Origin of the sequence: Legionella sp. (assembly GCF_047605385.1) — a bacterium.
In the GTDB taxonomy this organism is placed as follows: Bacteria; Pseudomonadota; Gammaproteobacteria; order Legionellales; family Legionellaceae; genus Legionella.
On record NZ_JASGFU010000014.1, the window covers coordinates 36,160 to 55,027 of the forward strand.

The window sequence follows — 18,868 nt, forward strand, 5'->3', positions numbered from 1 at the left end:
TCAACTTGAACTATTAAAGCTTTAGTGCAGATTGTTCATCTTGTGTATCAGCATTGTTTTCTATTTCATCTGCGGTATCTTTTTTACCTGCTTTATTACCAAAATCTTGTTGTGCAAGCCATTCATCAGCTCTTGTTTTTGCTGCAGTATCAGTATATGTGCTGCTACCTGGAAATTTTTCTTTTACCGCATTAATTGCATTGGAAGCAGAAAGAGCATCCTCATCCTTAGAGAAGGAATCTTTCATAATTCCATCTATTTCCTTGCGAAAATCATCGAATTTTATTCCCATATGAGAAATATCATGAAACTGATCAGAGAAATTATTCTCGCCAATACTATAATCCAGGATATTCCCATCCCTATCATAACGAATAGAGATACATATACACGTACTGTTATCAGGCTCATCTGCGTTTACTTCTGTTTTATTCTCATCATCTTTAGTGGGTTTGCGAACAGGTAGAGGAAGTATTTCATAGTTAACGGTTTCTTGCTTTTTTTCATCAGAATCTGAATCTTCATTATATAACGGTAACTCTTGCGATAGATTGTCAACTGTATTAGGAGGGGCAGAGAGCATCATTGCAGACATTTCATCGTTTGCCTTTTGCTTATTGGCATCTTCTACCGGTTTAGCATCTGAATTTTGCATTTTGCTGCACTCCCATACTGAATGGATCATCTTTCACACATTTGTGAATATTTTTCCCATTTCTTCTTTATTCTTCAAATTATAGTTTATTTATAAACACAGTATGTTTGGAGGGGCTTGCATCAACAAGTTCAATCGCACTAAGAGACAATGGCTCTCCTAAAAATATTTCACCTACTGTTTGAAAGCGCTTGATTGAATCCGTTACTAAATAGTGAACCGTACCTTTATTTGCAGACAAAGCTTGCAATAAATTTTGCTTTTTCAATAACTCACCTAAAGCATGCGCTGTAGCATGCGCTGAGTCGACTATAGAGACCCTTTCTGGCAATAAATCATGCAACAACGATTTAAATACTGGAAAGTGAGTACATCCTAATAAAATCGTATCTTCATCCTGAAAACCATCTAAATAATGCTTTAGCGCTTCCTGGGCAACAAGGTTATCAGTCATTCCTTCTTCGGCCAGAGCCACCAATACACTGCATGCGCGCGTACTAATTACCGCTTTAGGTAATTGATGGCTAATCAATTCTTGATAAGCTTTTGAAGCAATTGTAGTTTCCGTGGCTAAAACGGCAATACGTTGATTTTTGGTTGCTGCAACTGCCGCACTTGCCCCAGGAACCACCACTCCAAGCACTGGAAGGTCCGGCAACATGGATTGTAAATAAGGCAACGCTGCTGTGGTTGCTGTATTACACGCAATCACTAAAGCTTTGATACGCCGTTCAACCAATAGTTTTGCCATTTGCATGGCATATTGTTTTACAGTATCAGGGCTTTTGGTCCCGTAAGGAAGGCGCGCGGTATCCCCTAAGTAAATGAATGACTCTTGTGGTAAGCTTTCCTTCAATGCACGTAATACAGTCAAGCCCCCCATCCCTGAATCAAATACACCTATAGCCAATTGAGTTAAGTTCAATTGTATCCCCTTTATCCATAATAAATTTACATCGTTATTGTTATCTGGTCTTCTTCGCCATTTTCTTCATCAGGATTCTGTGGTGTGGGCCCTTCTCGGTTTACTCGTTTCTGGATAATTTCCAATTCTTTTTTATATGATTTACTTGCGTTTATAGACTTGCTATCTATTTGCTTTATAGGGTTCGCACTCAGATTTTGTTCTGCGTGTTTGTTAAAAGACTTAATATATTTTTGAATCTCAGCACTCTTTTCAAATTCTTTATACAGTGAATCGTTTTTAAATCTTCCAAAAAAACGCCCCATTTGCACTGAAGGGTCATAGCGTCCTTTATCCATTACTTCAATATTATCAAGTCTATAGTTCATGCCAGGAATTTTATCACGTAAAATAGCAAAAGCGGTCCAGGCAAACGCTAATTCCTCTTCACTTCCACGCCACAATCTAATTGGATTATCAGCATCTGGAGGAGCACCTTCCATTCCGGAGAGTACCTGGATTGCTAAAACCATTGCCGTTTCCATACAAGCGGCCTTGACTTCTTCATTGGTGACAAGGGGTCTCTTTTGATCATCCACAATTACTTGGGGGAATTTCACTAGTTCATAGTATCCCGGTGAGGATTTACTAACACCCTTGGCGCTTGTAACTACATCAGCCGCTTCAGGAGCTTGTTTTTCGTAAGTAAAACGTCCTTTGAGCTCCTGCTTAGTTGTTGTTTTATGAACCACCTCAAAACAACGAACTTCGTTTGATTGCATCGCTTTATCTTTCAATTTAAAATCGGCATCTACTTGTGAATGCTGCTTAACAACCTCACTAGCAGCCTTACTTGCAGTAATAAGTAGCGATTCATTTTTAGGCAGTTCACTTTTATCCCATAATGTTTCCGTAATCTCTTCCTTATTTGCTTCTTCACGCGTCATAATAGCAACCTTTACTGAAGCCGGATTAAAGACAAATTCCTTGGATTTACTTGCCTCAATACGTGCTAAAATACCTTCTTCTTTCTTAGTGATAGCCTCTCTTATCTCTTGATATTTCTTTAGCAATCTATCATTTTCCGCTAATAGAAACTTCTCAATTTGCTCCCGTATCTTTTCTAGACGTTCACTCACATCATTCACTTCTTTATCACTGAGCGCAAGAGGCTTAGGATTAGGAAGACTGGCTTTATATTGTTCAGGAGTAGGAATACTTTCTAAATAGCTATGAAATAGGCGCTGATTATGGCGTAACTCGTCAATAAAAGAGTCGCAATCTTTTGCCACCGCATTATACTCTAGCCATTTTTTATCTAGTTCACGTTGAAATAATGGATTGTAAATATGGGTGTGCGTAATATCAGAAACAAAGGCTAATTTCTCAGCTTTCTCTCCCAAATGGGAAATATTGCTATCCAATTGTTTGAAAACTGCATTAGCTTTATCCAACTCCGTGCCTACCATTTCATAATGATTAAACGCTTCTTTTCGTGTCGAACTTTTTAGATTACGAAACATCGTTGGAGTAAGTACTTGTTTTAAAAAATCTGTTTTAGGGCTCTTAAAAAAATCTTCGTGATCCTGATCCCCACTCTTATTAAATTTTTCCATTACTTCTGCTACGTTTTTTTCCATACCAGCGAAGTAGTTGGCGTCCTGAGACCCTGGTTTTGATACAGTAAGCAACAGCTTTACAAACTCTCTATTTACATCACCATCCCGCAGGCGTTCAAACAAAGATGCATTTGCATGGTGTTCGAACTTAATCACTTGGGCGTTTTGCAGGTCTCTAAATATATTATCAAGCCTTCTTTTATCCCCTTCCTCTAATGTTGAAAACTGTTCCACAATATGTGTAATGAGATTATTGTAGTCTTCATCTGATATATCATCAGGACTTTGACGAGACAGGCGTTGAAGTTCTTCGTTAAGTACGCCAACATTTTCTTGACTAATCTTAATCCGTGGTTCAAAGCTCAATAATATCTCAGCAATTCCTGGATTTTGAATGCTTCCCAATCGCTGATTTTCTCTATTTTCTGTCGCTAACTTCTTAATTAAATCATCAGAGTTTACATCGTTTAAGAAATGTTTAAACACATTAATGTCTGCTGTATTTATCAAAGTATGAAGTACTGAATTATTCATGCTTGCATCTAATAAAGCATTCTCTTGCTTGGCGTTGAGTGAATTAAATACCTGAGTAAGCACAGGGTGCCTATTTACACCAAAAGGGGTATATTGTTCTAGCAGGTAGTTAAAGACACGTAAGCGAGCTGCTTCTTGTATTGCAGTAATATCTTCTTGCTTAATCTGATCGATAATCAAGTGCAAATCATCATTATCAGGTGTTACTGCTTTCAAACTGTCCTTTAATTTATTTAGATCGATAGCCTCTGCCCGAATATATAGATATAGGTTTTCTTTCTTACCGTCTATCGAAACAGTAGTATGTATAGGAAGAGTATTTATATGAGTGTGCACGAGATGAGTTACAGCTATTCTTTTCAATGGCGCAATTTGTTCAGAAGAAATGAGTTCGTTGATTTGTGGATGAGCAGGAAATAGATTATTTAATGCCTCTCTAAACTCATCTAGTGTGTTTGCTTTAAATACAGGTAATACATCTGCATTACTTTCTTGCAAAGCAACGGATAGGTATTGTTCTGCTGCTTGTTTTTTTATGTATATAATGTCGTCAGGAGTTAATTTTTCCTCGTGAATCATAACAGTTCGGTTTTCTTCTTCATCGATTGTGTTTAAAAATTCAAGTAAACCGTCTTGAGGAAGAGCCTTAATATGATCAATATATTCTTTTCTCTTCTCAGCGACCTCTTCTTTCTTAGGCATATTGGCACTCCAAAAAACATTTATGAACTATTTTACAACGTTTAATATTAATAAAACCTTAAATTATTATTAAAATTATAAAATCCATTGAATAGACAATGTAAAATAGACTAATTTATATTTATCTTTAGTATAGCAATTTTAAGGCTTAATAATGAAAATTATCTTGTTCTGTTTCACAATCATGGCTAATTTGGTCCATGCCCAGGGTTGTATTGTCGGCAATATGGCCTCTCAACCTCGCTATATCTGCTTTGATGGCAGAACTTTAGAAATAACTCCTCGCGGTTATGTGTGGAATGGCAAACGGGGCTGTTTTGTTAGCTCTGTTCCATGCTGTAATTACAATGCCACTCACTATGCCTTCTATAATGACCCAAGAAAAATAGGCAAAGCCTATGCTCGTTGTCGCCATGATTACCCATTTCGCCTTGGAGAAATGCAAACTCATTAATCAGATCACTTTGTGAGCAGTAAAAAGAAATCACATTTTTTCGAGTACTTCATGCAAATATTTGACCGGTTCAATTTGCATAGAAGTACCTTGTTGTTTTGGTGCATTAGCAAAAGGAATAATAGCGCGTTTGAAACCATGCTTGGCGGCTTCTCGTAAACGCTCTTGCCCACTTTGAACAGGGCGAATCTCTCCGGCCAAACCCACCTCGCCAAAGATAATGGTTTCACTATCAAAAATGCGATTACGCAAACTGGATACTACAGCTGCAAGCAAAGCTAAATCAGAACCTGTTTCTGTGACTTTTACGCCCCCCACTACGTTAATAAAAATATCTTGATCATAAGTAGCAATCCCGCCATGCCGATGTAATACGGCCAATAAAATAGCTAAACGATTATGTTCAAGGCCCACCGTGACACGTTTTGATTGTTGGCCATGCGCTTCATCCACCAAAGCCTGCACTTCAACAAGCATAGGACGTGAGCCTTCCCAGGTAACCATCACGGCACTGCCTGGTGTTGGTTCGGGCTGTCGTGAAAGAAATATTGCTGAAGGATTAGCAACCTCTTTTAAACCTTTATCCGTCATGGCAAAAATGCCCAACTCATTTACGGCGCCAAAACGATTTTTAATGGCACGTATCACACGAAAACGACTATCACTTTGCCCTTCAAAATATAAAACACTATCCACCATATGTTCTAAAACACGCGGTCCGGCTAAAGCTCCTTCTTTCGTGACATGACCGACCAAAAATACCGCCGTTTGCGTCACTTTGGCAAAACGTACCAGTTGCGCTGCTGACTCGCGCACCTGACTTACTCCGCCTGGAGCGGAACTAATACTTTCCGTAAAAATGGTTTGGATGGAATCAATAACAATAATTTTGGGATTTTCTTTTTGTGCATGAGCAATAATTGACTCAACCTGTGTTTCAGCTAAAAGCCTAAGTCCCGCCAAAGGCAATCCCAGACGTTTGGCACGCATAGCAACTTGTTGTAAGGATTCTTCACCGGTAACGTATAAAACGGTTTCTTGCATGGAGAGATTAGCCAACGTTTGCAGCAATAAAGTGGATTTACCAATTCCAGGATCTCCACCAATCAATACCACAGAGCCATAAACCAACCCTCCGCCTAGTACACGATTAAGCTCCGACAAACCACAGTCCATACGTACTTCTTTATCCATGACCACATCTTCTACTGAAGTAATCACCGAACGTTGATTGACCCAACCTCTTCCACGTTGATTACGGTTAGTAGAAATAATCCCCTCTTCGGCTATGGAATTCCATGCCCCACATTGTGTACATTGCCCAGCCCATTGTTTAAAAGTCGACGCGCATTGATTGCAAACAAATTGGGTTTTTGTTTTCATAAGGAGGTAATCCATTAAATGTAGTTTCTGCATGATAACGGGAAAATATTCTAAATCAAATACCATAGAGCAGCTCTGCCCATTGAATCCTGAAAACAACTCAGTATAATCAATAAATTTTGCACCGTCAGGACAAATCGATGAGCCAAGACATCCACTTTGAACAGTCAATTGAAGCATTAGAAGAAATAGTGAAGCAACTGGAAAAAGGAGAGTTAACTTTAGAGGATTCGCTTAAGCAATTTGAAAAAGGAATTGGTTTAGCCAGATGCTGTCAAGACGTACTAAAACAAGCAGAACAAAAAATAGAAATGTTAACCGCGGCTCAATCGTCTGTAGAGCCGGACACGGATGAAGAATTTGGTGATTAATAGCTATATACAACGACACGAACGCTATCTTGAGTACATCATTAATGATGTTTGCCTGCCTGCAAAAAAAATTCAAGAAGCAATGAATTATTCGCTTTTTCCTGGTGGTAAGCGCATCAGACCAGTTTTAGTTTATTTAACTGGTGAGCTCATTGATGTACCACCTGATGTGTTGGATGCCATTGCCGCTGCAGTGGAATTAACTCATTGCTATTCATTAATCCATGATGACTTACCAGCCATGGATGATGATGATTTACGCCGCGGTAAACCCAGTTGCCATAAAGCATTTGACGAAGCCACAGCAATTTTAGTTGGAGATGGTATGCAAGCTTTAGCCATCGAGGTATTATTAACTCGTTTATCTCCTTTAATTGCTCCTGCCCAGGTCATTGCAATTACCAAAGAATTAGTTCAAGCCAGTGGCGTAAGTGGAATGGTTAGTGGACAAAGCCTGGATTTGTCTGAATTAGCTAAAGCTACTATTGGTGAAGAACAATTACGAGAAATTCATCTGCTCAAAACAGGGCGACTTATTTCTTCATGCATTGATATGGTGTTAACAGCAAAAAATTCGGTTTCTGAGGAAACACACTTAGCATTAACCACTTATGCTAGCCACATTGGTTTAGTGTTTCAAATGCAAGATGATTATTTAGATTGCTATGCACCAGCAAAAACTTTGGGCAAAAGCCGCTCTTCGGATCAAGCAAACCACAAAACAACTTTTGCAACCTTATATTCCAAAGAGCAATTAAAAAAAGAAATTAATCGGCATTATCAAATTGCTCTGGATACACTAAAATTATTTACATTGAAAGCCACAACATTGATTGCATTAACAAAAAAATTACAAGAGCGTAGCCATACCGTGTAAATTGATCCCAAGAACATTCTTGCCGCCATAATGATCTATAATTAATCATAATGTTTATGTATTGGTCATTCCTATGAGAAAAATAAATCCTCTTTTGGGCATCTGTGGCACCTTGGTGGTTTTATCCGGGTGTGCTCAAGTTGATTCAGGCTATGCACTTACTCAATATCCTGATGCTTATGATGTAGTTGATACCACTCCTATATCTAATGCGCCCACCTTACAACAGCAAAAAAATGCCGATAAAATAGAAAGGATTAGAGAGATTCTCTTTGACATGCCCACTGATCATTCAAAAGAATGGTAGTTAAGCATTTTAATCAACCTGTTACACCATGCGCTTTTGAATAAAAATTACACGCCTTAACGATCATGCTTACCTGTATTAATGCTTGGCTTTTTTTCTACTGGAATGAGTTTTCTTTTTAAGCTTAGTTTTAGTATGAATAGCAGCATCTAAATCCAAGATCGCTGGATTTTTCATCAACTGATGATTTTGTTCCAATACATCATAAGAAAAAGTCAACCAATATTTTTCTAAGATATTACAAGCATCTTGAAAATACTCCAAAAAGTCACAGCTATTTTGTACAAATGTCTCCACGTTTAAATCTAATAACTCTTCAGGCTTATGTGATTTCAATAAGTTCAGCGAAGAATTTGAAGATAGAGTCTTAAAAGTTTTTATATTTAAATCCATTAGTTCTTGAAAAGGTTCGCCTAATGAATAATAGTCACTTTGGTGAAGCTGGCGTTGCATATTAATCTCCTTAATAATTATCAGCACCGCATTCATCATGCTATCTATCTGTTTTTTTCTTTATAACGAAGTTTTCTGCGGGGTTAAAGATGAATTTATCCATCTTTAAAGTATAGTACAAATCAACAAACAGAGCAAAAATAGACCAATTTTGTTAAGAAAAGAAATAATAGAACCACTTGTTCTGATGCTATCTTCAGAATAAAAATTTTCCCTGACTGAATCAGAGTTCAATTGCAGCCATTAGAGTTTATCATGGTAAAGTTAAAACCAGAAGAGAAATTATTCTCTTCTGGTTTTAATTCCAAATTAATTGGCAGGACCGTTACCACCACCATTATCAGAACCCGCATTACTGTTAGTATTGCCACTTTTTAACACATCATTGTCTGTTCCACTACTATGAGGCTTGGGATTAGGATTTACCCCTGGTTCTTGGCCAGAATTCACACCTGGGTTTGGGTTAGGATTTATTACTGGCTCTTGGCCAGGATTCACACTTGGATTAGAGGTATTAGGATTTACATTGGGGTTTGGAGTAGACATCGGCACTGAATTATTATCAGTTCCAGAACCAGTATTTATACCACCAGTAGTTCCTGTAGTAGCACTCGGATCATCTGTTTGATCAGCGATTTGTATACTTGGACTTACAGCGAATACTGAAGAAAAAATAACCATTGAGGTCAAAAACAACATTAACTTTCTCATGATGAACTCCTTACTTGTCTATTCATTTTTAGACCATGACTAATAATCTGTCATTAAAAAAACATAGAACATCATTAAAGTTTATGCAAATTGCATAATAAAAAAACTTAACCTATGCTTTGGTGTGTCCTAGGGCGTGTCTTCATGTTGTTGTTTTACTATTTTCGATATAGGAATTATAGTTTCTATCCCGCGCGCGGTTTTACGTTGCTCTCCTTTCCACGCATGCCCATAAACAATTTCATAAGTCAGTGGGTATTTTCCTGTATCAGTTTGTAATTGTGCGTAATTAGCTTCAAATTGCTGCCAAGAGGCTCTGCCTGTAAGTCCATGATTACGCGTCACATTAATATTCTTCACACCCTGCGCTTTTAATGACCGAAGTAAATTAGGTAACGTTTCATAATGAACTGCCAATAATTCCATATCCATTACTGGCTCTAGAAACTGCTCAGACATGAGACAATCTCCTACATCATGCATGTCAGGAAACTCATTTACATGAGCATAAACATTAACATCCGACCAAGCCGTTTTTAATTCTTTGAATGTATCAGGCCCTAAAGTAGTAAACATCAGACAAGCATTAACATTCATAACTCGATTTAATTCACGAAATACTTGCGGTAATGCTTGCCCCCAATGGATTACCTGATTAGCAAAAACAAGATCAAATGCTCCAGTCATAAAAGGAAGATGCATCATATCTGCCGCGACTAAAGACCATTTACGTCGCCATCTGTATTTTTTACGCGCCTGAGCTAACATTAATGTTGCTATATCCAAACCCACAATTTGCGCTTTTGGATACATTTGCGCTAATGCATGCGAGAAAACGCCCGGACCACAGCCCAAATCAAGGATACGATGTGGTACCATTTTCAGATAATGAAGACGTTCAAGTAAACGCTCACCAATTTCTTGTTGTACCTTAGCAGCAAATTCGTATTCTGAGGCATGTTGATTAAATGCCTTGCATATTTCATGTGTAAGAGCCATTATAACAACCAGGAAAAATTAAGGAATCCAACGCGCGTGCGCCAGAAACTATATAGTGTAACACAGAGTTTGCGTTTGCCTTCTATATGCACACTTTGCAATCAATTTCATAAGGGAAAACACGCTGTATGTACTTCTTGCATCGCTTTGCTACCTATTTTAGGCCCGGCGTGTAAGCATTGTGCCCACCCGTTACCTGACACTGCACATTTAATTTGTGGGCATTGTATTAAAAAAACGCCTTATTTTGACTACACCATGATCCAATATCGATTTGAAGAACCCTTACGTAGTCTCTTGCATACTTTTAAATATCAGAATGGCTTGTATCTTAGTTCTTTTTTAAGTCATTTAATCTTGCAAGCAATCACAAATCAAACAGAATTACCTCAATGTTTACTTCCAGTTCCTATGTATCCGCAACGCCTCCAAGCACGTGGATTTAATCAAGCTGCAGTACTTACTAAAATCCTCGCGAGAAAACTACAGATTCCTTATGATTTAAACAGTTGCCAAAAGAAACGAAATACTGCGGCCCAAGCCAGCCTTAATCGAGAACAACGACAGAAAAATTTACGCCATGCATTTGTAACTCAAAAGCTTCCTTATCAGCATATAGCACTGATCGATGATTTATTAACCACGGGAGCGACTACTAATGAATTAGCCTATACATTAAAACAAGCAGGTGTAGCCCGTGTGGATGTCTGGTGCTGTGCACGCACGCTTACTCACTCTACCCTATAATACGTTGCAAGTCATTCATCAGTAAATGTACCAAAACAACACAAAGAACAATAAACACCAAGCGATGTAATAAAAGCTCCATAGCAACAGAAACTGATTTACCACGAATTTTTTCAATTACTGCATAAGCAATGGAACCCCCATCTAAACCAGGAATAGGGAATAAATTAATTAATGCCACCGCTAAACTTAAAGTAGCAATAAAGAACATAAATACTACTACACCTTGCGTAAGCGAGGCCACGGAGGCAGCAAAAACGCTTAAAGGTCCAAACAACATGGAAAAAGAAATCACTCCTGAAAATAATTGCTTAAATATCACTAAAAAGAAATACAACATATCGACTATTGTTTGATTAGTTTGATGAATCGCCTCAACAATTGACGTAAATTGTATTTTGCCATGCGTAGCGAATAAATTAGGCGTAATGCCTAATTGGGTTAATAAAGTAGATTTCTCGCTATAAAGTGACACATTACTTAAATTCAATACCACATTTTTCTGCGCTTTACCCGAACCTTCAATTAATGTTACTGGGACTTCTTTTTTACCCCAAAAAATCACTAATTGCATGCCTACATCATTCCAAGATGTTGTTTTATGACCGCCAATTGCTATAAATTGATCCCCAGGTTTTATTTTTGCCTCTGCAGCAATGCTATTAGGTTGTATTGTGCCAACTTGTGGCATCTTATAACTGAGTCCAACGGTATAAATTAATATTAGCGCGATCCAGGCAGTAACGACATTAGCTAAAGCTCCGGCTAATAAAATCAAAATGCGCTGCCAAGTAGGTTTCTTATCAAAACAACTGCTATATTCTGAAGGGTCAATAGGGCTAATCCGTGAATTTTCCAATTGAACATAGCCACCTAAAGGCCACATTGCCCATACCCACTCACAGCCTTTTTCAGTCTGCCAACGCAGTAAAGGTTTACCAAAACCTATAGAAATTTTTTTAATTTTGACCTGAAAATAACGTGCTACTAATGCATGCCCGCCTTCGTGAATACCAACCACTAAAAGTAAAGTAAGTATTATGGCAATAATGGCCATTAGCATCTTCTACTCCTCTTGTATTTCAGCAGGAATCCTTCTTTTCTAGTCAAAGAGGGTTAGGTTCACAATGTACTTAACTCCCCCACTGGAATTTAATATTCTACTTTGTATTGTCAACCACTAACTGTAAGATAGGGGTAGCACGTCTTCCAGCTAATTCGTAGCCTTGCCGATACACCTCAAATGTTCGATATGCTTGATTGGACTCACTGTCTACTAATTCTACATCATCCCCCTGCTCATCAATTAAAGTAACTGTGAGATGAATCTCGCGAAATGCAGCAATATGATAACGCTCCTTAAACAGTTGTAATACACGCTCCAAACTTTTTGCCGCCTCATCGCCACTATGTTCACCTTGAAGGATAATATCCATGACCGTCTCCCCATCAGTTGACACATTCTGTGTTAAAACTCTCTACTGTATGTTAGCGGCTAAATAAATATGCACTTTAATTTCACATTTTTTTGCTAATTACCATAAGCTACTCTACAAATTTAGCGACTAATCGTTTACAATCCTTCGATTACTTTAAATATAGACTAATTCATCTATGGTGTTTGTTGCTTGTGGGCTCAATCATAAAACTGCTCCAATAAGCGTGCGTGAAAAAGTCGCATTAGCTCCGGCTACCCAGGACATATTACTGAAAAGCCTGTTGCATCTGCCAGAAATTAATGAAGCAACGATTTTATCTACTTGTAATCGCACAGAAATTTACTGTTATACTCAGGATCCCCACGTACTCATGCCTTGGCTTGCGGCTACACATGAATTAGCCCCAGAATCTTTGTCACCTTATTTATACATCCATAAAGGACGACAAGGTATACAGCATGCATTAAGAGTAGCAAGTGGTCTGGATTCCATGATGCTTGGTGAGCCGCAAATTCTTGGGCAAATGAAACAAGCCTATCAACAGGCCAAACAATTAGGCGCCATTAAAGCACAATTATGTCCTGTATTTGAATACATTTTTAGTGCCTCAAAACGCATTAGAACGCTAAGTGGTGTTGGCAACAATCCAGTTTCTATTGCTTATGCCGCAGTACAATTAATTGGTCAATATCTTTCTGACTATAAATCCCTGCGCGTTTTATTAATTGGCTCAGGCGAAACAGCATCTTTAGTTGCTAAATACTTACGCCAACAAGGAGTACATCAATTTATAATCGCAAATCGTACCCTAGAAAACGCAGAGAAATTAACGAATGCTTTTGGTGGTAAAGCCATCTCCATCAGTAACTTGGCACAATATTTACCCCAAGCAGACGTGATTGTCACAGCAACCACTTGTCCTATTCCATTTATTAATAAAAATTTAGTAGAACATGCCTTGTTGTTGAGAAATAATGCCCCAATGTTTTTATTAGATTTAGCGGTTCCGCGAGATATTGAAGCAGAGGTAAGTGAATTAAAGCAAATACGCCTTTATAATGTTGATGATTTACAAAACATGATCGAAAAAAGCATTGAAGAGCGCCGCTTGGCAGCTTCACATGCAGAACAATTAATCGAAGATGAGCTGAATAATTACATTCACAAACAACGCTCACTTAAGGCAAAAAAAATCCTCTGTGATTACCGCACGCAAATGCAGCATCTGGCACAAAAAGAATTACAAAGAGCGCTTAAAAAACTTTCTGCTGGACATTCTCAACAATTGGTTTTAAATGAATTCAGTGAGCGTTTGGTTAATAAATTGACACATGGCCCTACTACTGGTTTAAAGCATATTGCTCGTGATGGCCGTGAAGATTTATTTACTTTGGCACAATACCTTTTTAATACAACAACATATCAATCATCTTATGAAGAAATCTCTTGAGTTAAAACTGCAGCAAATGCTGGAGCGCTTTCAAGAAGTAGGTCGACTCTTATCCGAAGCATCCGTCATTGCTGATCAAAACCAATTTAAAGCATTATCCAAAGAATATGCTCAGCTAGAACCAATTGCTTCCTGTTATGAAACCTACCTCGATGCCCAAAATAATTTGGCTTGTTTGCAGGAAATGCTTGCTGGCGATGATAAAGAATTAGCAGGCATGGCAGAAGAGGAATTAGAAAGCGCTAAAAAATTAATTAACGCGCTTGATGAACAATTACAATGGCATTTAATTCCTAAAGATCCTGATGATGAACGCAATATTTATCTTGAAATCCGCGCAGGAACAGGCGGCGATGAGGCTGCTATTTTTGCAGGAGATCTCTACCGCATGTACAGCCGTTATGCTGAATCCCGTGGTTGGCAGCAAGAATTAATCAGTGCCAATCATGGCGAACATGGAGGCTATAAAGAAATTATTGCTCGCATTAGTGGTACCGCGGTTTACTCGCAGCTTAAATTTGAATCTGGAGCACATCGTGTACAACGAGTTCCAGAAACGGAATCACAAGGGCGTGTACATACTTCAGCCTGTACTGTTGCCGTCATGCCTGAAGTTGAAGAAATTGATGACATTCAGATAAGCCCTGAAGATTTACGCATTGACACCTATCGTTCTTCTGGTGCTGGAGGGCAGCACGTGAACAAAACCGATTCGGCAATCCGCATTACCCATATTCCAACTGGTGTCGTTGTAGAATGTCAGGATGAGCGTTCACAGCATAAAAACCGTGCGAAGGCCATGTCGTTATTAAAAACGAGACTTCTCGATGCGGAACAAAGCAAACAAAAAAAAGAACAAGCACAAACACGTAAATCGCTTGTAGGAACTGGGGATCGCTCGGAACGAATTCGTACATATAATTATCCCCAAGGTCGTTTAACTGATCACCGAATTAATCTAACCATTTATCAATTATCTGATGTGATGGAAGGTAATTTGTCATTAGTGGTTGAGCCTCTACAACGTGAATACCATGCTGAATTACTTGCCGAGTTAGGAAAAAATGATTAGTATTCGTGCCGCTCTGGGCAATAATCCGGAGCTGGAATCTGAAATTTTGTTATGTCATGTTCTAAAAAAAAATCGCGCTTATCTTTTTGCACATCCCGAAGAATCACTTCATCAGCAACACTATGAAACCTTCAAAAATTTATTGGCAAAACGGGCAACCGGAGTTCCTATTGCCTACCTTACCGGTGAGCGTGAATTCTGGTCAATGAATTTTAAAGTAAATCGCCACACCTTAATTCCACGTCATGAAACGGAATTACTCGTCGAACTGGCTTTGGAAAAAATTCCTAACGAACCTGATGTATGGATTCTCGAATTAGGTACAGGTAGTGGTGCTATCGCCTTGGCACTTGCCAAAGAAAGACCCTTATGGCACATTATAGCTTGTGATTATAGTGAAGAAGCATTACTCATCGCTCAAGAAAACGCACTGTGCCATCACATTACTAATGTCCACTTTTATCATTCAAACTGGTACAGCGCGATTCCTCCACGCCAATATCATGCGATTATTTCTAATCCACCCTATATTGCGGAACACGATCCTCATTTACTTGAGGCAGACCTACGTTTTGAGCCGCGAAGTGCCTTAGCCAGTGGTCAAGATGGTTTAGCAGATCTATTATTGATTATAAAACAAGGTTATGATTATCTATTACCTAATGGATTGATTTTGCTGGAACATGGATATAATCAAAAACCAAATGTACAAGCTATACTTAGGAAATTAGATTATAAAAACGCTCAATGCTGGCAAGATATTCAGGGTCATGACAGAGTTAGTGGTGGTTGGCGATAATTCTATTGATGATGTATCAGTTTTTTGGTATATCTAACCGCCTGCTGATATAGATCCCTGCTGTAGTAAAACAATAGGGATGGAGGCAAATATGACCGAACAATTAATTGATAAAAATGAGAGACAATACAACGTGAAAAACGACACCATAGGAAGCATGGGAATTTCTCCTTACATTGAAGTGGAAGGGGAAGAATATATGAATGAAAAACAGCTGGCACATATTGAAAAAATATTGCTGGCATGGCGTCAATCATTGATGGAAGAAGTTGATCGCACTGTAACTCATATGAAAGATGAAGCAGCTAACTTCCCTGATCCCTCTGACAGAGCCAGTCAAGAAGAAGAGTTCAGTATTGAATTACGTACTCGTGATCGTGAGCGCAAACTTATTAAGAAAATTGAAGATGCATTAGAGCGTTTAAGAAATGATGACTTTGGTTATTGTGAAGCTTGTGGTATAGAAATTGGCCTCAAGCGTTTAGAAGCAAGACCAACTGCAACTTTATGCATTGACTGTAAAACCTTGTCAGAAATTAAAGAAAAACAAAACCAAGGTTCTTAAACAACGAATAGAACAACCTCTCTCTTATATCTCTCCGCTTTTAATCGTAAGCGGAGAGACGCTCTAGTTTTTGGCAATAATATAATCTGTTATCCTGAGGGAACTTACACCGAGCAGAATACGTCTTCAATCTGTTGTAAATGCCGCTTTACTGCGCCTTTATTATGCTCAAAAATAATAGTTGCATTTCGCACCATCTGCCGACAAAAGGATTTATTCTGATGCAATTTGATTATCCCATCAATAACTTCATAAGCATTTTCTACTATTAAAATGGCATTAGCAGCCTCTAAATCGCTACAAATCGCCTTAAAGTTGTGAACTTGATTACCACTTAATACGGGGACATTCATCGCAATCGGTTCTAATACATTATGGCCACCAACAGGTACCAAACTACCCCCCACAAAGGCATAATCACTAATTTGGTACATACCTAGAAGCTCACCTAAGCTGTCTAAGACCACGATTTCATTATCAGTACTTAAAGTTTTAAAATTAGAACGCAAACCTGTTTTATAACCAGCCTGTTGACATAATTGATATACTTCCTGGAAACGTTCTGGGTGACGAGGAGCAATTAACAAAACCACCCCAGGAATAGCCGCTTGCAAGCGTGTTAATTGTTCTAAGATTTGTGCTTCTTCATTATTGTGAGTACTCGCAGCGATTACCGCGGGACGATTTATACCCCAATAACTTTTTAGCTCACTCAATTTTTTGCTATCTATAGTATTCGTTTGCAAATCAAATTTGATATTCCCTAAAACATGAACAATATCTTGATTTGCCCCTAAACGAATAAAACGCTTCGCATCCTCTTCCCCTTGCGACAAAATAGCATAAAATTGATTAAGAACAGGTTTAATAATAAATTTAATCGTCTCATAACCTCGTCTTGAATCATCAGATAAGCGCGCGTTGGCAAGTAACAAAGGCACATTAGCTGCACGTGCTTGATAAATTAAATTAGGCCAGAGCTCTGTTTCCATGATAATACCAACTCGTGGTTTAAGTTGTCTGAAAAAACGCTTCAAAATATGTGGTAAATCATAAGGTACATATTGATGACTCACTTTATCACCAAAGCGTGCCTGGACTCGTTCTGAACCAGTAGGAGTCATGGTTGTAACACATACAGACCAATTTTTGTCTAACATTGCATCAATAAGCGGTGTTGCAGCAATGACCTCACCTAAAGAAACGGCATGCACCCACACATCAACTGGCTTAAGTTCTTTTTCACTCAAACAGAAACGTTCTGCAATGCGCTCTCTGTACGCTGGTAATCGCCGTCCCTTCCACCATAAGCGAATAAGAATAAACGGTGTGAGTAAATACATTAAAAAAGAGTAAAAAAATCGCATATGAACCCAAACATAAAAAAGGACAGTATATACTTAAACTATGGTATAAAGCGATAAAGTTGAACATACTTACCTATATAAAAGCTTAAACCCTCTGAGTAAGGTAGTACTTAACAATGAACTTTAAAAAGATCTTTACAGCTAATTCCTGGTGGGGCAAATTTATTGGTGCATTTATTGGTTATTGCATCGCCGGGCCCATCGGAATTCTTCTCGGACTTTTTGCAGGTACGCTATTTACACGTCGCCTAAGTCTTTATTACGCTAATCCTCACTGGTCTTATTTTCAAGAAAGAAATGCAGCGGTACAAAAAGCTTTTTTTGAAACTACCTTTTCCATTATGGGATACTTGGCTAAAACCGATGGTCGCATCACCACGCAAGAAATTGAGCTAGCTCGTTCTGTTATGCGTGAAATGCATTTGAAACCAGAACAAAAGCTAGTAGCAATCCATTTGTTTAATGAAGGAAAAAGTCCACACTTTAACCTACGCGAAAAACTTGCTCAATTACTAATTGCCTGTAGAAGTAATCGTGAATTATTAAAATTATTTATAAACATTCAATACCAAATGGCACAAGTTGATAGCCTTACAACGCGTAAAATTCAAGTTTTAGATATGATTTTCACGAGCTTAGGATTTGCTCCTATACATAAACAATATCGTTTTTATGAAGATTTTGGCTTTAATTATTCGCATACACAAAACCAAAATGAGACTCATCAATCTTCATCTGAATCTTATTCATCTTATAGCAAGTATAATTACAAACCCTCAAAAACTAATTTAGATCATGCTTATGCATTAATAGAAGTATCTCCCAATGCAAATCAACAAGAAGTAAAACGAGCCTATCGGCGTTTATTAAGTCGCAATCACCCGGATAAGTTGATTGCTCAGGGATTACCACAAGAAATGATTAAAATAGCTAATGAAAAAACACAGAAAATTGTGAAGGCTTATGAATCAATTTGTGAGAGCAAAGGTTGGTAATGCCATGACAATCATACTCAATTTTGAACTCACTTTTTTGAAGGGTATTAAAAAATTAAATAGCTCGCGCAAGCGCTCATTCACATGAACGTTTGCTTGCCCGCTTGCGTTCCCGAAATAATGTTGCACCCAGTAACTACTTTTCAGTAGAATGCCATGACCAACTTGTGCCCATGGATGAACTCATAAAATGCAGTATTTTGATCACGAAAAGCTTGATGTATATCAAAAAGCTATTGAATTTGTTGTTCTCATTGAGTCCATTGTAAAGCAGTTCCCTAAAGGGCGCGCTTATTTGATTGACCAACTACAACGAGCAGGTTCTTCAGGAGTACTTAATATCGCAGAAGGAGCCGGAGAATTTTCGTAACTCCCCAGGTATTTAATTGAGCTCACCGGCTTTCCCTCTCCCCCGCGCGCAGCGTGGGGGAGAGGGATCAAGGGTGAGGGGATTAAATAGTGTCG

At 38.4% G+C, this 18,868-nt stretch carries 21 protein-coding genes; 11 read left to right on the top strand and 10 right to left on the bottom strand.

Annotated features, from left to right (window positions below):
* Positions 1 to 13: 13 nt before the first annotated feature.
* From QM652_RS05040 to QM652_RS05050, 3 genes are all read right to left on the bottom strand, one after another.
* Positions 14 to 655 (bottom strand): hypothetical protein, encoded by a 642-nt coding sequence (locus QM652_RS05040; RefSeq protein WP_415073469.1) that lies wholly within the window; start codon positions 653 to 655, stop codon positions 14 to 16.
* 79 nt (positions 656 to 734) lie between these two features.
* Positions 735 to 1,580, bottom strand: a complete 846-nt coding sequence (gene murI, locus QM652_RS05045; protein ID WP_415073470.1) for a glutamate racemase — start codon at positions 1,578 to 1,580, stop codon at positions 735 to 737.
* A 26-nt stretch (positions 1,581 to 1,606) separates the two neighbouring features.
* Entirely contained in the window at positions 1,607 to 4,414 is a 2,808-nt protein-coding gene (locus QM652_RS05050; protein WP_415073471.1) for a hypothetical protein, read from the bottom strand.
* 154 nt (positions 4,415 to 4,568) lie between these two features.
* Here QM652_RS05050 and QM652_RS05055 point away from each other — a divergent pair, with 154 nt between their 5' ends.
* The gene (locus QM652_RS05055; protein WP_415073472.1) at positions 4,569 to 4,868 is read left to right on the top strand and encodes a hypothetical protein; all 300 of its coding nucleotides are present in this window, start codon (positions 4,569 to 4,571) and stop codon (positions 4,866 to 4,868) included.
* 30 nt (positions 4,869 to 4,898) lie between these two features.
* Here QM652_RS05055 and radA read toward each other — a convergent pair whose 3' ends face one another.
* Positions 4,899 to 6,251 (bottom strand): DNA repair protein RadA, encoded by a 1,353-nt coding sequence (radA, locus tag QM652_RS05060; protein ID WP_415073473.1) that lies wholly within the window; start codon positions 6,249 to 6,251, stop codon positions 4,899 to 4,901.
* A gap of 140 nt (positions 6,252 to 6,391) precedes the next feature.
* Here radA and QM652_RS05065 point away from each other — a divergent pair, with 140 nt between their 5' ends.
* From QM652_RS05065 to QM652_RS05075, 3 genes are all read left to right on the top strand, one after another.
* Positions 6,392 to 6,622: an exodeoxyribonuclease VII small subunit gene (locus QM652_RS05065; RefSeq protein WP_415073474.1), complete on the top strand. Its 231-nt coding sequence runs from the start codon at positions 6,392 to 6,394 to the stop codon at positions 6,620 to 6,622.
* Complete coding sequence (locus QM652_RS05070; protein WP_415073475.1) at positions 6,603 to 7,499, top strand: polyprenyl synthetase family protein; 897 nt, start codon at positions 6,603 to 6,605, stop codon at positions 7,497 to 7,499. The genes QM652_RS05065 and QM652_RS05070 overlap by 20 nt, the downstream gene beginning before the upstream one ends.
* A gap of 73 nt (positions 7,500 to 7,572) precedes the next feature.
* Complete coding sequence (locus tag QM652_RS05075; RefSeq protein WP_415073476.1) at positions 7,573 to 7,806, top strand: hypothetical protein; 234 nt, start codon at positions 7,573 to 7,575, stop codon at positions 7,804 to 7,806.
* Between the two features lie 78 nt (positions 7,807 to 7,884).
* On the opposite strand, the gene QM652_RS05080 is transcribed toward QM652_RS05075, so the two are convergent.
* The 3 genes from QM652_RS05080 to bioC all read right to left on the bottom strand — a co-directional run bounded on the left by QM652_RS05080 (position 7,885) and on the right by bioC (position 9,969).
* Complete coding sequence (locus tag QM652_RS05080; protein ID WP_415073477.1) at positions 7,885 to 8,259, bottom strand: hypothetical protein; 375 nt, start codon at positions 8,257 to 8,259, stop codon at positions 7,885 to 7,887.
* Between the two features lie 309 nt (positions 8,260 to 8,568).
* Complete coding sequence (locus QM652_RS05085) at positions 8,569 to 8,970, bottom strand: hypothetical protein (protein ID WP_415073478.1); 402 nt, start codon at positions 8,968 to 8,970, stop codon at positions 8,569 to 8,571.
* Between the two features lie 129 nt (positions 8,971 to 9,099).
* Entirely contained in the window at positions 9,100 to 9,969 is an 870-nt protein-coding gene (gene bioC, locus QM652_RS05090) for a malonyl-ACP O-methyltransferase BioC (protein ID WP_415073479.1), read from the bottom strand.
* Between the two features lie 36 nt (positions 9,970 to 10,005).
* Here bioC and QM652_RS05095 point away from each other — a divergent pair, with 36 nt between their 5' ends.
* Positions 10,006 to 10,716: a ComF family protein gene (locus tag QM652_RS05095; protein WP_415073480.1), complete on the top strand. Its 711-nt coding sequence runs from the start codon at positions 10,006 to 10,008 to the stop codon at positions 10,714 to 10,716.
* Here QM652_RS05095 and QM652_RS05100 read toward each other — a convergent pair.
* Together QM652_RS05100 and QM652_RS05105 are read right to left on the bottom strand one after the other, a co-directional pair.
* Entirely contained in the window at positions 10,706 to 11,779 is a 1,074-nt protein-coding gene (locus QM652_RS05100; RefSeq protein ID WP_415073481.1) for a M50 family metallopeptidase, read from the bottom strand. The two genes, QM652_RS05095 and QM652_RS05100, sit on opposite strands and share 11 nt — an antisense overlap.
* A gap of 97 nt (positions 11,780 to 11,876) precedes the next feature.
* Positions 11,877 to 12,152 carry a hypothetical protein gene (locus QM652_RS05105; protein ID WP_415073483.1) on the bottom strand — a complete coding sequence of 92 codons (276 nt, stop codon included), beginning with the start codon at positions 12,150 to 12,152 and terminating at the stop codon, positions 11,877 to 11,879.
* 178 nt (positions 12,153 to 12,330) lie between these two features.
* Here QM652_RS05105 and hemA point away from each other — a divergent pair, with 178 nt between their 5' ends.
* From hemA to dksA, 4 genes are all read left to right on the top strand, one after another.
* Positions 12,331 to 13,605, top strand: coding sequence for a glutamyl-tRNA reductase (hemA, locus tag QM652_RS05110; protein ID WP_415073484.1), 1,275 nt, complete (start codon positions 12,331 to 12,333; stop codon positions 13,603 to 13,605).
* Positions 13,589 to 14,677 (top strand): peptide chain release factor 1, encoded by a 1,089-nt coding sequence (gene prfA, locus QM652_RS05115; protein WP_415073485.1) that lies wholly within the window; start codon positions 13,589 to 13,591, stop codon positions 14,675 to 14,677. Before hemA ends, prfA begins: the two co-directional genes overlap by 17 nt.
* Positions 14,670 to 15,476 (top strand): peptide chain release factor N(5)-glutamine methyltransferase, encoded by an 807-nt coding sequence (prmC, locus tag QM652_RS05120; protein ID WP_415073486.1) that lies wholly within the window; start codon positions 14,670 to 14,672, stop codon positions 15,474 to 15,476. Before prfA ends, prmC begins: the two co-directional genes overlap by 8 nt.
* A 91-nt stretch (positions 15,477 to 15,567) precedes the next feature.
* On the top strand, positions 15,568 to 16,041 hold the full coding sequence (gene dksA, locus QM652_RS05125) for an RNA polymerase-binding protein DksA (RefSeq protein ID WP_415073487.1): 474 nt from the start codon (positions 15,568 to 15,570) through the stop codon (positions 16,039 to 16,041).
* 104 nt (positions 16,042 to 16,145) lie between these two features.
* Here dksA and waaA read toward each other — a convergent pair whose 3' ends face one another.
* Positions 16,146 to 17,408, bottom strand: coding sequence for a lipid IV(A) 3-deoxy-D-manno-octulosonic acid transferase (gene waaA, locus QM652_RS05130; protein WP_415073489.1), 1,263 nt, complete (start codon positions 17,406 to 17,408; stop codon positions 16,146 to 16,148).
* Between the two features lie 116 nt (positions 17,409 to 17,524).
* Between waaA and djlA the strand changes: the two genes are divergently transcribed.
* The gene (gene djlA, locus QM652_RS05135; RefSeq protein ID WP_415073491.1) at positions 17,525 to 18,403 is read left to right on the top strand and encodes a co-chaperone DjlA; all 879 of its coding nucleotides are present in this window, start codon (positions 17,525 to 17,527) and stop codon (positions 18,401 to 18,403) included.
* 190 nt (positions 18,404 to 18,593) lie between these two features.
* Positions 18,594 to 18,773: a four helix bundle protein gene (locus QM652_RS05140; protein WP_415073493.1), complete on the top strand. Its 180-nt coding sequence runs from the start codon at positions 18,594 to 18,596 to the stop codon at positions 18,771 to 18,773.
* The last annotated feature ends 95 nt before the right edge of the window (positions 18,774 to 18,868 follow it).

Excerpts from the sequence above, each read along its gene's own strand:
- QM652_RS05040 (WP_415073469.1), bottom strand. The coding sequence starts at position 655 with ATGCAAAATTCAGATGCTAAACCGGTAGAAGATGCCAATAAGCAAAAG.
- QM652_RS05050 (WP_415073471.1), bottom strand. The coding sequence starts at position 4,414 with ATGCCTAAGAAAGAAGAGGTCGCTGAGAAGAGAAAAGAATATATTGAT.
- QM652_RS05055 (WP_415073472.1), top strand. The coding sequence starts at position 4,569 with ATGAAAATTATCTTGTTCTGTTTCACAATCATGGCTAATTTGGTCCAT.
- radA (WP_415073473.1), bottom strand. The coding sequence starts at position 6,251 with ATGAAAACAAAAACCCAATTTGTTTGCAATCAATGCGCGTCGACTTTT.
- QM652_RS05065 (WP_415073474.1), top strand. The coding sequence starts at position 6,392 with ATGAGCCAAGACATCCACTTTGAACAGTCAATTGAAGCATTAGAAGAA.
- QM652_RS05070 (WP_415073475.1), top strand. The coding sequence starts at position 6,603 with ATGAAGAATTTGGTGATTAATAGCTATATACAACGACACGAACGCTAT.
- QM652_RS05075 (WP_415073476.1), top strand. The coding sequence starts at position 7,573 with ATGAGAAAAATAAATCCTCTTTTGGGCATCTGTGGCACCTTGGTGGTT.
- QM652_RS05080 (WP_415073477.1), bottom strand. The coding sequence starts at position 8,259 with ATGCAACGCCAGCTTCACCAAAGTGACTATTATTCATTAGGCGAACCT.
- QM652_RS05085 (WP_415073478.1), bottom strand. The coding sequence starts at position 8,970 with ATGAGAAAGTTAATGTTGTTTTTGACCTCAATGGTTATTTTTTCTTCA.
- bioC (WP_415073479.1), bottom strand. The coding sequence starts at position 9,969 with ATGGCTCTTACACATGAAATATGCAAGGCATTTAATCAACATGCCTCA.
- QM652_RS05100 (WP_415073481.1), bottom strand. The coding sequence starts at position 11,779 with ATGCTAATGGCCATTATTGCCATAATACTTACTTTACTTTTAGTGGTT.
- QM652_RS05105 (WP_415073483.1), bottom strand. The coding sequence starts at position 12,152 with ATGGATATTATCCTTCAAGGTGAACATAGTGGCGATGAGGCGGCAAAA.
- hemA (WP_415073484.1), top strand. The coding sequence starts at position 12,331 with ATGGTGTTTGTTGCTTGTGGGCTCAATCATAAAACTGCTCCAATAAGC.
- prfA (WP_415073485.1), top strand. The coding sequence starts at position 13,589 with ATGAAGAAATCTCTTGAGTTAAAACTGCAGCAAATGCTGGAGCGCTTT.
- prmC (WP_415073486.1), top strand. The coding sequence starts at position 14,670 with ATGATTAGTATTCGTGCCGCTCTGGGCAATAATCCGGAGCTGGAATCT.
- dksA (WP_415073487.1), top strand. The coding sequence starts at position 15,568 with ATGACCGAACAATTAATTGATAAAAATGAGAGACAATACAACGTGAAA.
- waaA (WP_415073489.1), bottom strand. The coding sequence starts at position 17,408 with ATGCGATTTTTTTACTCTTTTTTAATGTATTTACTCACACCGTTTATT.
- djlA (WP_415073491.1), top strand. The coding sequence starts at position 17,525 with ATGAACTTTAAAAAGATCTTTACAGCTAATTCCTGGTGGGGCAAATTT.
- QM652_RS05140 (WP_415073493.1), top strand. The coding sequence starts at position 18,594 with ATGCAGTATTTTGATCACGAAAAGCTTGATGTATATCAAAAAGCTATT.